Origin of the sequence: Paenibacillus cookii (assembly GCF_018333375.1) — a bacterium.
Lineage (GTDB): Bacteria > Bacillota > Bacilli > Paenibacillales > Paenibacillaceae > Paenibacillus_AQ > Paenibacillus_AQ cookii.
In genome coordinates, this window is the sequence record NZ_BORW01000006.1 from 129818 (window position 1) to 143990 (window position 14173).

At 53.1% G+C, this 14173-nt stretch carries 14 protein-coding genes; all 14 read left to right on the plus strand.

From position 1 onward, the window contains the following. Positions 1-182 precede the first annotated feature (182 nt). A complete protein-coding gene (gene sleB / locus KI367_RS08510; protein ID WP_036707012.1) occupies positions 183-998 on the plus strand; it encodes a spore cortex-lytic enzyme in 816 nt (271 codons plus the stop codon). A gap of 133 nt (positions 999-1131) precedes the next feature. Further along, entirely contained in the window at positions 1132-2412 is a 1281-nt protein-coding gene (gene yfmF, locus KI367_RS08515; RefSeq protein ID WP_212948980.1) for an EF-P 5-aminopentanol modification-associated protein YfmF, read from the plus strand. A gap of 3 nt (positions 2413-2415) precedes the next feature. After that, complete coding sequence (yfmH, locus tag KI367_RS08520; protein ID WP_036707018.1) at positions 2416-3696, plus strand: EF-P 5-aminopentanol modification-associated protein YfmH; 1281 nt, start codon at positions 2416-2418, stop codon at positions 3694-3696. Then, on the plus strand, positions 3696-4469 hold the full coding sequence (gene ymfI / locus KI367_RS08525; RefSeq protein WP_212948982.1) for an elongation factor P 5-aminopentanone reductase: 774 nt from the start codon (positions 3696-3698) through the stop codon (positions 4467-4469). The genes yfmH and ymfI overlap by 1 nt, the downstream gene beginning before the upstream one ends. Positions 4470-4578: 109 nt before the next feature. After that, positions 4579-4830, plus strand: coding sequence for a DUF3243 domain-containing protein (locus tag KI367_RS08530; protein WP_036707022.1), 252 nt, complete (start codon positions 4579-4581; stop codon positions 4828-4830). Between the two features lie 234 nt (positions 4831-5064). Continuing rightward, on the plus strand, positions 5065-5853 hold the full coding sequence (locus tag KI367_RS08535) for a DUF3388 domain-containing protein (RefSeq protein WP_036707025.1): 789 nt from the start codon (positions 5065-5067) through the stop codon (positions 5851-5853). A 23-nt stretch (positions 5854-5876) separates the two neighbouring features. Then, complete coding sequence (locus tag KI367_RS08540) at positions 5877-7028, plus strand: RodZ domain-containing protein (protein ID WP_212948984.1); 1152 nt, start codon at positions 5877-5879, stop codon at positions 7026-7028. A 99-nt stretch (positions 7029-7127) separates the two neighbouring features. Then, complete coding sequence (locus tag KI367_RS08545) at positions 7128-7298, plus strand: hypothetical protein (protein ID WP_197069909.1); 171 nt, start codon at positions 7128-7130, stop codon at positions 7296-7298. 176 nt (positions 7299-7474) lie between these two features. Further along, positions 7475-7966: a YajQ family cyclic di-GMP-binding protein gene (locus KI367_RS08550; RefSeq protein ID WP_036707032.1), complete on the plus strand. Its 492-nt coding sequence runs from the start codon at positions 7475-7477 to the stop codon at positions 7964-7966. Positions 7967-8160: 194 nt separating this feature from the next. Further along, entirely contained in the window at positions 8161-8748 is a 588-nt protein-coding gene (gene pgsA, locus KI367_RS08555) for a CDP-diacylglycerol--glycerol-3-phosphate 3-phosphatidyltransferase (RefSeq protein WP_036707035.1), read from the plus strand. Between the two features lie 173 nt (positions 8749-8921). Continuing rightward, on the plus strand, positions 8922-10175 hold the full coding sequence (locus KI367_RS08560) for a competence/damage-inducible protein A (protein ID WP_212948986.1): 1254 nt from the start codon (positions 8922-8924) through the stop codon (positions 10173-10175). Positions 10176-10415: 240 nt separating this feature from the next. Continuing rightward, positions 10416-11477: a recombinase RecA gene (recA, locus tag KI367_RS08565; RefSeq protein WP_212948988.1), complete on the plus strand. Its 1062-nt coding sequence runs from the start codon at positions 10416-10418 to the stop codon at positions 11475-11477. Between the two features lie 147 nt (positions 11478-11624). Next, positions 11625-12320, plus strand: a complete 696-nt coding sequence (locus KI367_RS08570; protein WP_052146804.1) for a regulatory protein RecX — start codon at positions 11625-11627, stop codon at positions 12318-12320. A gap of 277 nt (positions 12321-12597) precedes the next feature. Then, the gene (gene rny / locus KI367_RS08575) at positions 12598-14142 is read left to right on the plus strand and encodes a ribonuclease Y (RefSeq protein WP_036707039.1); all 1545 of its coding nucleotides are present in this window, start codon (positions 12598-12600) and stop codon (positions 14140-14142) included. The last annotated feature ends 31 nt before the right edge of the window (positions 14143-14173 follow it).

A 14173-nucleotide genomic window follows, 5' to 3' on the forward strand; every position in this document is an offset into this window, starting at 1 on the left:
ATTGGCGGCCGCAGTACATTCCAATGTATTGCCGGCCGCCTTTTTGCGTTGGAACGGCTTGAACGTAAATGCCCTGACGGTTTACATCCTTTCTTTTGCAATGTGCATAGTTCATGGTGGCTCTTGTCATAATAACCGTAGCCATCCTAGTCAAACTCACAAGAGAAAGGTAGAGCTGCGAAATGAAAAAAAAGAAATTGTGGATCATGTCAGGACTTCTGGTCCTTTTGTCAGCGGCGGTTATTGCCGGGGCGCAGCCTCTGATGGGGGACCGGGCCGCATCCGATAAAACGAAACCCGTTCCCGAAGAGGCGGTACCTACGTTCGGAACGACGGTGCTGAAATACGGATCCTCCGGCCAGGATATTTACGAGCTGCAGGGACGCTTGAAATTTCTCGGTTTCTATAACGGCAAAATCGACGGCCAGTTCGGCTGGGCGACGTTAAAATCCGTCAAATGGTTCCAATCCGAATTCGGCATGGAGGTCGACGGCACGGTCGGCGCCAAAACGAAGCTGAAGCTGTACAATGCGACGAAAGATTGGAGACCGTCCGAAACGGCTGCCGGTAAAAGCGAAGCGCCCGCAAACGACACCGGCGGCAACAAATCCGAACCTCTCGCTTCCGCCAACACGATGGGATTGTCCGAAAACGACCTGAAGATCATGGCCAACGCGGTGTACGGCGAATCCCGGGGCGAACCTTTCGAAGGGCAAGTGGCGGTCGCGGCGGTCATTTTGAACCGCGTGAAGTCCCCGAGCTTCCCGAATACCGTGCACGGCGTCATCTTCCAGCCCGGCGCGTTTACGGCGGTAGCCGACGGACAAATTTGGCTCACGCCGAACGAAGTGGCGCGCAAAGCTGTCCAGCAGGCCTTGAACGGATGGGATCCGACGGGAGGATGCCTGTATTATTTCAACCCGAAAACAGCGACCTCGAAGTGGATCTGGTCCCGTCCGCAGGTTAAAACCATCGGACAACATATCTTCTGCATGTAGGCCGTTTTGCCGCCCAGAAAACAGCAACCGGAGGGTTTGTCTTCGGTTGCTTCTTCACTTTGGGATGGTATAGAATGGAACATATTCATATTTGTATCGACAGACAAATTCATGGCTAAAGGAGTTTTGGACCTTGAATAAAACAGCATTCCAACATGGAAACGCAGGCAGAATGCGGATTCACGTTTTGCCGTCGAAACGCTTTAAAACGTTCGCCATCTCGCTTTACGCGGGCATCCCGCTCGCGGAGGAGACGGTAACGGGAACGGCCTTGACTCCGTTCGTGCTGAGACGGGGAACCGCTTCCTACCCGGAAACGCGGCAAATCCGCGAACAGCTGGAGCAAATGTACGGTGCCGGTTTCGGTTTTGACGTATATAAAAGAGGAAATTATCAGATCGTCCAGTTCCGCATGGACACGATCAACGATTCGTTCGTGAAAAGCCAGGAAAGCCTGCTGGAATCCTCCTTCGCTTTTCTGGGGGAAGTGGTGACGCGCCCCGTGCTGGAAGAAGGGCGTTTCCGCGGCAGCTACGTGCAGGCCGAAAAAGAAAACGTGCGCAAAAAGATGGAAGCGATCGTCAACGACAAAATCCGGTACGCGTCGGAACGCTGCATCGAAGAAATGTGCCGGAACGAGCCTTACCGTCTCCATCCGCTCGGACAACGCAAGGATTTGGAAGGCATTACGCCGCAAAGCCTTTACGATGCGTACCGCCAATGGCTGGATCACGCCAGCTTGGATCTGTACGTCGTGGGAGACACGTCGCTTGAAGAAGTCGAAAAGCTGATCGGCAAACACTTCGATTTGAGCGCTGCCGCCGAGGCGTCCTATAAACAGGAGAAGTCGGTCCGCAAAGCCGACGAAGTCCGCACGGTCGTCGAAAAAATGGAAGTCAGCCAAGGCAAACTGAACATGGGGCTCCGCACGTCCGTTACATACGCCGACGACCAATACGCCGCCGCGCTGATGTACAACGGGATTTTGGGCGGGTATCCGCACTCCAAGCTGTTTATGAACGTCCGGGAAAAAGCGAGCCTGGCGTATTATGCGTCCTCCCGTTACGACGGGCACAAAGGCATCGGAACCATCCAGTCCGGCATCGAGATTCAAAATTACGAAAAGGCGCTGGAGATCATTAAAATGCAGCTGGAAGATATGCGCGCAGGCAAAATCACCGAATTGGAAATGTCCCAAACCAAAGCGATGATCCGCAACCTTCTGCTGGAGATCGACGATTCCGCCTTCGAGATGATCGCCTACGATTTCAACCGCCAATTTTCCGGCAAGGACCGGTCGCGCGCCGAGCTGCTGCAGCAGGTGGAAGCGATCCGGATCGAAGACGTGAAGGCGGCCGCGGAAACCTTTGAGCTGGATACGATCTATTTCCTGAAGGGCCAGAAGGAGGAATAAACGGTGGAAAAACTTCAGTTCGACAACTTGCAGGAGACGCTGTACAAGGAAGTGATGGACAACGGGCTTCACGTGTACGTGCTGCCCAAACCCGGATTCCAAAAAACATACGCCACGTTTGCGACCAAATACGGCTCGGTCGACAACCATTTCCGCGTGGAAGGACAGGAAGAGGTTTCCGTGCCCGACGGCATCGCCCACTTCCTGGAGCATAAAATGTTCGAGGAGCCGGAGGGGGACATTTTTGCCACCTTCGCTTCCAACGGGGCATCCGCCAACGCGTTCACCAGCTTTGACCAGACGGTATATCTTTTTTCCGCCACCGAAAACGTCAAGGCGAATCTCGAGACGCTGATCAATTTCGTGCAGCATCCTTATTTTACGGACCAAAACGTGGAGAAGGAAAAGGGCATCATCGGCCAAGAAATCAACATGTACCTCGATAACGCGGACTGGCGCGTCTATTTCGGCCTGATCGAAGCGATGTATCAGATCCATCCGGTCCATATCGACATCGCCGGCACGGTGGAATCGATCAGCACCATTACGAAAGAAACGCTTTATACGTGCTACAATGCTTTTTACCATCCGAGCAACATGCTGCTGTTCGTCGTGGGCGGCGTCAATCCGGAGGAAGTGTTCGAGCTTGTTCGGGCCAATCAGGCGGCTAAGGATTACAAACCGCAGGGCAAAATCGAGCGCATTTTCGAGCCGGAAAACGTGGAGGTCGCGGAAAAACGCCGCGTCGCCAAACTGGCGGTATCCATGCCGAAATGCCTGTTCGGCTTCAAGGAAAAGACGGTCGGTTTTACCGGCAGCGAGCTGCTCCGCCGCGATTTGACGACAAAGCTGATGCTCGATTTGCTGTTCGGCACAAGCACGGAGCTTTATCAAAAGCTGTATGACGAGGAGCTCATTTCGGACAGCTTTTCGCATGAGTACAACAGCTCGCCTCAGTACGCGTTTTCCGCGGTCGGCGGTGACACGCCGGATCCGGACAAATTGCTGGCGAGAGTCCGCGAGGAAGTGGACAACGTGCTGAAAAACGGGTTTAAGGAATCGGATTTCGAACGGGCGCGGAAAAAGAAAATCGGCGGATATCTCCGCATGCTCAATTCGCCGGAAAACATCGCCCATGAATTTACCCGCTACCAGTTCCGCGGCAGCGATTTTTTCTCCGTCGTGCAAGTGTATGAGTCCATTACGCTGCAGGAAGTCAACGACCGCCTGAAGGAACACGTGGATTGGAATCAGATGGCGGTATCGATCGTGGTGAATCCTTAATGGAAAGTCGGGGAGAGGAGAGCTTGGCCAAAGCGCTCGGCGACACGACGGTGCTGGTCACGGGCGCAAGCCGAGGGATCGGAGCGGCCATCGCCGAACGGTTTGCGCAGGTGGGGATGAACGTCGTCATCCATTACGGCGCTTCGCATGAAGCGGCCAATGACGTTGCCCGCCGCTGCATGCAGCACGGCGCCAAAGTATTGACGGTTTCGGCGGACTTGAGGGACAAAGGCCAGATCTCGCGCATGAAGGATAAGCTGGAAAGCCACGGGCTGATGCCCGACATTTTGATCAACAACGCCGGCATTTCGCATTACGGCATGCTTGCGGACGTGACGGAGGAGCAGTGGGACGAAGTCATGGCCGTCAATTTGAAAGGATTGTTTTTGTGCACGCAGGCGTTTATGCCGCATATGGTTTCGCAGCGTTACGGGCGGATCATCAACATGTCTTCGGTATGGGGCATTTCCGGGGCCTCCTGCGAAGTGCTGTATTCCACGACCAAAGGAGGCATCAACGCGTTTACCAAGGCATTGGCCAAAGAGCTTGCGCCTTCGGGAGTGACCGTCAACGCCGTCGCGCCCGGCGCGGTGAACACGGAGATGCTGGGGCATTTGGACCCGGAAGAGAAGCGAATGCTCGAGGAGGAAATTCCGGCAGGACGACTGGCCACCCCGGATGAAATTTCGTCCCTTGTCTATTTCCTGGCGCTGCCGGAATCCGGTTATATCAACGGCCAAGTGATCAGTCCCAACGGGGGCTGGATTACCTGAAGCTGTTAACGGCCAATGGCGTCTTCCCTGCATAGGCAATGGTTCTTGAGGTTATATTACAACTGTTGATTTTAAATCTCATGCGCCATAGCTAAGGGAGGACTTATCAATGACCGTAATCAAAAATTTCGATACCTGGAAAAAGTTTCTGGGCGAACGCGTCATCCAAGCCGAAAAGATGGGAATGAGCGAAGAAACGATCGCCAACCTTGCGTATGAAATCGGTGATTTTCTGGATGCGAAAGTCGATCCCCAAAACTCTTCGAACCGCGCTCTTAAAGAGTTATGGGAAGTCGGCAACAAAGAGGAACGGCGCACGATTGCGCGCTTGATGATCAAACTGGCGAAGAAAAACGTCTGATCGGTTTGAAGGGTGCTTTGACGCAAACCATCGCTCATCTGAATCCTTGCCATCGAGAAGCCCCCGTAAGGGGGCTTTTTCTCTAATGGTTACAGTATTGAACTTGTTTTTCACAAGCATTTTATATATCATTAACGTGACCCGACATTACGGCATTGAAGCAGCATGATCGGAAGCGGCCGAGGCTTGAGTTGAATTTGTCGAAATGTGCGGGAAAAGCTCAGATGGGGTGTCATGGTGGAAGCGAATCAAACGAAACAACCGAAACAGTGGTACATGGAATACCGCATACATAAAAACCGTCCGGGCCTGCTCGGGGATATCGCGTCCCTGCTGGGCATGCTGGAGGTAAACATATTGACGATCAACGGCGTGGAGGGGAAAACCCGGGGCATGCTGCTTGAAACCGATGACGAAGAAAAGATCCGCCTCATGGGGGCGATGCTGAAAAAAGTGGACAACATTACGGTTTGCGCGCTGCGCGAGCCCAAATTGGTCGACATTCTCGCCGTCCGGCACGGACGGTACATCGACCGGGATTCCGATGACCGCAAAACGTTTCGGTTTACCCGGGACGAACTCGGATTACTCGTCGATTTTTTGGGTGAATTATTTAAAAGGAGCGGCAATCAGGTCATCGGCCTGCGGGGCATGCCGCGCGTCGGCAAAACCGAGTCGATCATCGCGGGCAGCGTATGCGCGATGAAGCGGTGGACGTTCGTATCGTCGACGCTGCTCCGGCAGACGGTCCGAAGCCAGCTTTCCGAAGACGAGATGAATCCGGCCAACGTGTTTATCATCGACGGCATCGTCAGCACGATCCGTTCGAACGAACGCCATTATAATCTGCTGCAAAACATTATGCGGATGCCAAGCACGAAAGTGATCGAGCATCCGGATGTTTTTGTGCAGGAGTCCGAATATACGTACGACGATTTCGACATTATCGTTGAATTGCGCAACAATCCGAACGAGGAAATCATATACGATACATTTACCAGTTCTTATAATGACGACATATAATTTTTGGATGAGGAGGTGATGGCATGTCCGAACTTGGACAGCAATTGAGAGAAGCCAGACTGCAAAAGGGAATGAGTCTGGACGACGTGCAGGAAATGACGAAAATTAGAAAAAGATATTTGGAGGCCATCGAAGCAGGGGATTATAAGGTGTTGCCCGGGAGCTTTTACGTGAGGGCCTTCATTAAAACATACGCGGAAACGGTCGGCTTGGATCCGGATCTGCTGCTGGAGGGACATAAGCAGGAGGCGCCGGCCGAACCCGAACCGGTCATGGAGCCGGTGATCCAGAAACGGAGCAGTACCCGTTCTTCGGAGCGCAACGTCAAATGGCTTTCCACGACGCTGATGTGGATTTTTCCGATTTTGATCATCGTCGTGATCTATTGGTACGCCAGCAGCGCAACCCAACCGAAGTCCAACGGCGTCGATCCGGCCAAGGTGACCCAAAACCAGCAGGATCCTTCGAAAAACGAGGCCGCCAATACGACCACGACGCCGCCGGCCGGTCAGGACAAAGCGGGTGAAAACAAAGATAACACCCCGCAAGGCCAAAACGAAACCGGCGGAGGAACGGCCGGAGGCAATCAGCAGACGACGCCGCCGGACAACGGGACGGGAACGACGACCGATAACGGCAATACGTCGACCGATAACGGCGGCAATACGTCGACCGATAACGGCAATGCCACGACGGACAACGGCGGCACGACGACCGACAACGGTACGGTTACCCCTCCGGGAAATCAGGCCGTCACGGTTGAAAAGGATCGGAAGAGAGGCAAGGACACCATCTTTAAAGTGGCCGCTCCTGCCGGAGCTCCGGTGACGGTCGAAATCAAAGCGTCGGGCGAAAGCTGGGTGGAGGTATACAGAGGCCAAAACATCCATGGGGAGAAGCTTTCTTTCGGCAAAACGAAAAGCGGCGAATCCATGTCGTTCACGCTTGATTCCGCAGGCCTGTACATCAAATCCGGCTATTCGCCGGCAACGACGATCACGGTGGGCGGCCAGACGGTCACCGACGGAAAATCGGTATCCCGCATACTGCTGAATCTCGTGGATTCCGGCACCGTGAATACGACGGGAGACCAGTCTTCCGGCAGCAATACCGGCAACGACAGCGGCAATGCGGCGGACGGCGGCGATTCGAATTCCGCGTCCGGCAACGATTGATCCAAGCCGCTTTTCAAAACGAATAAGCCCGTATCCTCGCGGAGACAATAGAACTATTGGCATAAAGTTCATATCTCCCATGAAAGAGGTGCAGGAACGATGGCAATCAGCTGGATCGTAACCGGTATTGGCGTTATTGTCAGCCTCCTCGGGTACTATTTGACTCCCAACGCTTGGGGGTACGGCATATTGGGTTTTGGACTGGCATGGGTCGTGCTGGGGATTCTCAACATGTTCAGACAACCGGTCCCTGACCGCGACAAGGCATAGCCGCAGGAGACATTTCTTTCGGGCGCATCCCGGAAGGAATGTCTTTTTGGCGTTTGACGGCGGGATGTTGGCGGGGTGTTATCCGCCGTCCGGCAAAGATTCGCATAAATACATTAGACTTGTCCGCAACATTTTCATATAATATGACATGAAGTTTTAAGAAAGGACGTGTAGCAATGGCTTCCGAAAATTCATTCGATATCGTTTCCAAGTTCGATCTGCAGGAAATGAACAATGCCATCAACCAGGCGGAAAGAGAAATCGAAACCCGCTTTGACTTTAAAGGCAGCAAAAGCAGCCTGAAGCTGGAAAAGGACGCGCTCGTCATCGTTTCGGACGATGAATACAAGCTCAAGTCGGTCATTGACATTTTGCAGTCGAAAATGATCAAACGGGGCCTATCCCTGAAAAACGTGGATTACGGCAAAATCGAACCGGCTTCGATGGGAACGGTCCGCCAGCGCATCGGCTTGAAACAGGGAATCGACCAGGAGAACGCCAAAAAAATCAACGTGCTCATCCGCGATTCCAAGCTGAAGGTCAAAAGCCAAATCCAAGGCGACCAAATCCGCGTGACGGGGAAAAGCAAGGACGATCTGCAGGCTGTCATGCAGCTTTTGCGCAAGGCGGACCTTCCGCTTGATTTGCAGTTCACGAACTTCAAATAACTTCCCAGGCAGGCACGCGCCGGGGATTGGTTCCCCCGAAAGGCGCTCCCCTCGGGCTTTTGACAGGGAATAAAACGTTATATTATACTTGGGGAGAAGTGCATGTGGATGTTTTTACATAGCTGTTTCCGGTACCTTGGTGCCGATCATTTGAATTCATTCATCAAGTTTGCTTGATCCGGGGAGGGTGCACATTGAATTTGCCCAACCGTATTACCATTGCAAGAATTTGTTTGATTCCGATCATGATGGTGTTTCTTTTGGTGGATTTCAGCTTCTATCCTAAACCATTGGTTTGGAATTCTTACGAGCTGCCCTTGAATCAGCTTGTCGCTGCATTCATTTTCGTTTTGGCGGCCAGCACGGACGGTATAGACGGTTATTTGGCGCGGAAGAACAACATGGTTACGAATCTGGGTAAGCTGCTTGACCCTTTGGCGGATAAGCTCCTTGTGGCGGCGGTGCTGATCTCCCTCGTCGAGATGGGGAAATGCGATTCGTGGATTGCGGTCGTCATCATCAGCCGCGAGTTCGCGGTGACCGGGCTGCGCCAGATCGCGCTTTTGGACGGATCGGTCGTAGCCGCGAGCAAATGGGGAAAAGCGAAGACGGTTGTTCAAATCGTTGCCATTATCCTGATGCTCATCAACAACTTCCCATTTGAACTGATCGGCATTCCGCTGGACACGATCGCCACTTGGGCGGCTGCGTTGATCACGATTTATTCGGGTATCGATTATTTCGTCAAAAACAAACATCTGCTTCGGCTATCCAATGCGTAAACGGCAATAGGTTCAATCCTATTGCTTTTTCTTTCATCAGACGGAAAGAACTTCCGCTGTTTCTGGTTGCCCGGAGGAGGATATATCTTTTTTATACGGCACATTCGCCGTATCGTGCCAAATTTTTTAAGCGGGGCGTCTTGGATGCGCCGATTTCTAGGAGGAGTGACAGCATGAAAGCGGAAATTATCGCGGTAGGAACTGAACTGCTGCTGGGGCAAATCTTGAACACGAACGCGCAGTACTTATCCCGGGAGCTTGCGGCCATGGGGATCGACGTTTATTTCCAAACGGTCGTCGGCGACAACATGGGGCGTCTGCAGCATGCCATCGAGCTGGCTTCGGAGCGGGCGGACATTCTGCTTCTGACCGGCGGAATCGGACCAACCCAGGATGACCTGACTAAAGATGCCCTTGCAGCCGTGCTGGGGCGCGAATTGCATATCGATGCTGCGGCGATGGAGCAGGTGGAGGAATTTTTCGTCAGCCGCGGCCGGGACATGACGGAAAACAACCGCCGCCAGGCGCTCGTCATCGAAGGGTGCACGCCGCTTCCGAACGAAACCGGTTTGGCGGTCGGAGTGGCCATCGCCCAGGACGGCAAATTTTACATCGTTCTCCCGGGTCCGCCAAAAGAAATGAAGCCGATGTTCGACCGGCAGGCGAAACCATGGCTGCAGCAGCATGCCTTGACGGATGAAATGCCGATTTATTCCAGGATGCTGAAGTTTGCCGGCATCGGCGAATCGCTGCTGGAGGATAAGCTGCTTGATCTGATCCAGGCCCAGAGCGATCCGACCATCGCCCCTTACGCCAAGGAAGGCGAGGTTTCGGTGCGGCTATCCACGAAGGCCGCAAGCGAGGCCGAGGCGGAGAAAAAGCTGGAGGCGATGGAAGCCAAAATTCAGGAGCGCCTTCCGGGGCATATATACGCAAACACGGACATGCCGATCGAACAAAAGATCGTGGAGATCATGTCGGAGCGCGGGTTGACGCTCAGCGCGGCCGAAAGCTGCACGGGCGGGTTGCTGATGGAGAGCATCACGGCGATCCCGGGCAGCTCGGCGATGTTTCTCGGCGGATTCGTATGTTATTCCAACGAGATGAAAGAGAAGCTTCTACGTGTGCCGCGTTCGCTGCTCGAAGGGGAGCAGGCTCCGGGGGCGGTCAGCCGCGAAGTGGCGGAAGCCCTTGCCGACCAGGTTCGGACGATCACGGGCAGCGATTTCGGGCTGTCGGTCACGGGGGTTGCCGGACCGGGCGATTCCGAAGGCAAACCTGCCGGCCTGGTGTACGTCGGCCTTGCGGAGCGTGGAAAAGATACCGAGGTGTTTGAACTGCGGCTGGGCGGCAACAGGGAGAGCGTCCGGGTCCGTTCGGTCAAGACGCTGCTTTACCGGCTCTGGCTGAGATTAATTTCCAAGTGAGGCCTTCCCCTTCGAAGGGCAGTTGTGCTTCGGCGTTCAAAAGAGGTATAATACGAGCATACGGAAGAACCGTGCAAATAAGGATTTGCTGCGGTTCTTTTCTTTTCCGGGCCGCGGCTTCCAGCCGGAAGGAGAAATGGGCCGAAAACAAAAAAAACGAATGTATGTTCGAAAAAATGCTTGGCAAACGTTCCAAAACAAGGTATGATATCAATATAAACGGTGAAGGATGTGAGTTTATTGTCAGATCGTCGTGCTGCGCTTGAAATCGCGCTTCGTCAGATAGAGAAACAATTCGGTAAAGGGTCCATTATGAAATTGGGCGAATCGACCCACATGCAGGTGGAAGTCGTTCCCAGCGGTTCCCTGGCTTTGGATATAGCATTAGGTATCGGCGGACTTCCAAGAGGCCGCGTCATTGAAGTATACGGTCCGGAATCTTCCGGTAAAACGACGGTGGCTTTGCATGCCATCGCCGAAGTTCAAAAGGCTGGCGGACAAGCCGCGTTTATCGATGCGGAACATGCTTTGGATCCGCTTTACGCCAGCAAGCTGGGCGTAAATATTGACGAGCTTTTGTTATCCCAACCGGATACGGGCGAGCAAGCGCTGGAAATCGCCGAAGCGCTCGTCCGCAGCGGAGCGGTAGACATTATCGTCGTAGACTCGGTTGCGGCGCTTGTTCCTAAGGCCGAGATCGAAGGCGAGATGGGCGATTCCCACGTCGGCCTGCAGGCCCGCCTGATGTCGCAGGCGTTGCGCAAGCTGTCCGGCGCGATCGCCAAATCGAAGACGATTGCCATCTTTATTAACCAGCTGCGCGAGAAAGTCGGCGTCATGTTCGGTAACCCCGAAACGACTCCAGGCGGACGAGCCCTCAAGTTCTACTCTTCGGTGCGCCTCGACGTTCGCCGCGTAGAAAGCATCAAGATGGGCAATGACGTGGTCGGGAACCGTACCCGGATCAAGGTGGTCAAGAACAAGGTGGCGCCTCCGTTCAAACAGGCGGAGATCGACATCATGTACGGTGAAGGCATTTCCAAGGAAGGAAGCATCATCGATATCGGCACGGAATTGGATATCGTCAACAAGAGCGGTGCATGGTATTCCTTCGAAGGGGAGCGCCTGGGCCAAGGCCGCGAAAACGCGAAGCAGTTTTTGAAAGAAAATACGCAAATTTGCGATACCATCGAGCAGAAGATTCGGGAAGCAAGCAATCTGACGACGGTGGTGCCTTCTCCATCAGCGAGCGAGCTGGAAGCAGAGCAGCTGGAAGAGCAGGAATTGTTAGAGCTTGAATAAATAAAGTTTGACTTCAATCCAAGGCGCCCTGGCGATTCGTCCAGAGCGCCTTTTCTTGATTGCGAAACAGGGCAGGAGGAAGCGGACGTGCAGGAAGACATACGAAACCGGCAAGATCGGTCGTACCGGCAGGAGCAGCAGCAGGATATGGCGGATATCAGCCTTTTTCCGGACGGCGTGGATTTGGTCATCACCGCGGTGGAGCGGCATCCCAAGCAAAGGGGACAATACCAAGTCTCATTCGGCGAATACATGCTGCTCATCCATGAAGACACGATGATCAAATACCGGATGCTGAAGGGCAGCATCTTTACGAAGCAGGAGCTTGAAGAGATCGTGCTGGCGAACGAAAAGCAGCGGGCGTACGTCCAGGCGCTAAAATACTTGGAACGGAAGCAGCGGACGAAAAAGGAATTGGCGGAGCGGTTGCGGCAGAAGGATTTCGGGCAAGCTGTTACGGAGCAAGCCCTCGACAGGCTGGAGCGGGAAGGCCTGATTAATGACGAGCTGTACGCCAAGCAGTGGGCCGAGCAGCGCATTTCAAGCCAGAAGAAGGGAAGGGCCTGGGTGAAGCAGGAGCTTCGCCAGAAGGGCGTCGACAGCCTTCTGATCAGCGAAGCGTTGGCCGAGGTCAGCGAAGAGCAGGAGTTCGAAAGCTGCCTGGCCGTCGGGAGGAAAAAATGGAGGCAGACCCGCGGCGAATGCATGGACAAGAAGCGAAAAACAGGCGCTTTTTTAATGCGCAGGGGATTCTCGGGGGAACTCGTTCGCAAGGTGATCAATGAATTGGTCCGCGAAGACGGGGAAGCCGACGAGAACGAAGAGCCTTTTGCGTTCGATTAAGGCAAATGTTAACATATTATGAAAGCCTCTCTCTTGACAATATCTTTTCACAAATACTAAAATGAATATGAATCTTGTATAGAAAAGAACCCTTTTTCCTTCCAAAAAAGGCTCGTTTCTGTCAGATTCAGCAACGCTAATTCATATGGATAATGCCCGTTTTTGCGGGAGATTAGAATCGTTGATTTGCGATTAGTGTAATGATGAAACATGTTGAATGGACAACTGAAGAAAATCCCAAGGAATACCTTGGAGGAACCAACGAGGAGGTGAAATTATGCCTTATCTATGGCTTTGGATCATTCTCGTTGTTGCCGGATTGTTCTTGGGGTTCGTGATTGGATATTTTATTCGCAAATCTCTTGCAGAAGCTAAAATTTCAAGTGCTGAGCATGCTGCGATGCAAATCATCGAAAATGCGAAGAAAGAAGCTGAAGCACTGAAAAAAGAAACGGTACTGGAGGCGAAGGACGAAGTCCACAAAATCCGTACCGAAGCTGAAAAAGACACTCGTGAGCGTCGAAATGAAATTCAACGGCAAGAAAGACGATTGTTGCAGAAAGAAGAGTCGCTGGATAAAAAGATTGAATCGCTGGAACGCAAAGAAGAACAAGTGGCTAACAAAGAGAAGCGCATCGAAGAAACTCAGCAGCAGATTGATTTGATTTATAAAACTCAGGTCGCTGAGTTGGAGCGGATCTCCAATCTTACGATGGAAGATGCCAGAAGCATTATTTTGAACAACGTGGAACAGGAAGTAAGGCATGAAACCGCACAAATGATCAAGGAGATCGAGCAGCAGGCCAAGGAGGAAGCGGACAAGAAGGCGCGCGAAATCGTGACTCTTGCCATCCAACGCTGCGCTGCCGACCATGTCGCGGAAACAACGGTATCTGTCGTGACATTGCCTAACGAGGAAATGAAAGGCCGGATTATCGGTCGGGAAGGCCGGAACATCCGGGCACTGGAAACCCTTACCGGTATTGATCTCATTATTGATGATACGCCTGAAGCCGTCATTCTTTCCGGATTCGATCCGATCCGCAGAGAAATTGCGCGCACTGCCTTGGAAAAACTCGTGTCGGATGGCCGAATTCATCCGGCCCGGATCGAAGAAATGGTGGAAAAATCACGCAAAGAGGTCGACGAACGGATTCGCGAATACGGCGAACAGGCGACCTTCGAGGTGGGAGTTCACGGACTGCATCCGGATTTGATCAAAATTTTGGGCCGTCTCAAATTCCGTACCAGCTACGGTCAAAACGTGCTGAAGCACTCCATGGAGGTTGCTTACCTCACGGGACTGATGGCCGGAGAGCTTGGGGAAGACATCGTGCTTGCCAAACGTGCCGGATTGTTGCATGACATCGGAAAAGCGCTGGATCATGAAGTGGAAGGATCGCACGTTGAAATCGGCGTGGAACTAGCGAAGAAATACAAAGAACATCCGGTGGTCATCAACAGTATCGCATCCCATCACGGGGACGTGGAGGCAACTTCCGTCATCGCGATGCTGGTCGGCGCGGCGGATGCACTTTCCGCGGCGAGACCGGGAGCGCGTCGTGAAACGCTTGAAACGTATATCAAACGTCTGGAGAAGCTGGAGGAAATTTCCGAATCCTTCGAGGGCGTCGAAAAATCGTTTGCGATTCAAGCCGGACGCGAGGTTCGCGTCATGGTGCAGCCTGAGAAAATCGATGATGCGGAAGCATTCCGCTTAGCACGGGATATCACGAAAACGATCGAAAATGAACTGGACTATCCGGGGCATATTAAAGTTACCGTTATTCGCGAGACCCGGGCGGTTGAATACGCAAAATAATGATGTATGGAAAAGTGGCCGCGTTAGAGGC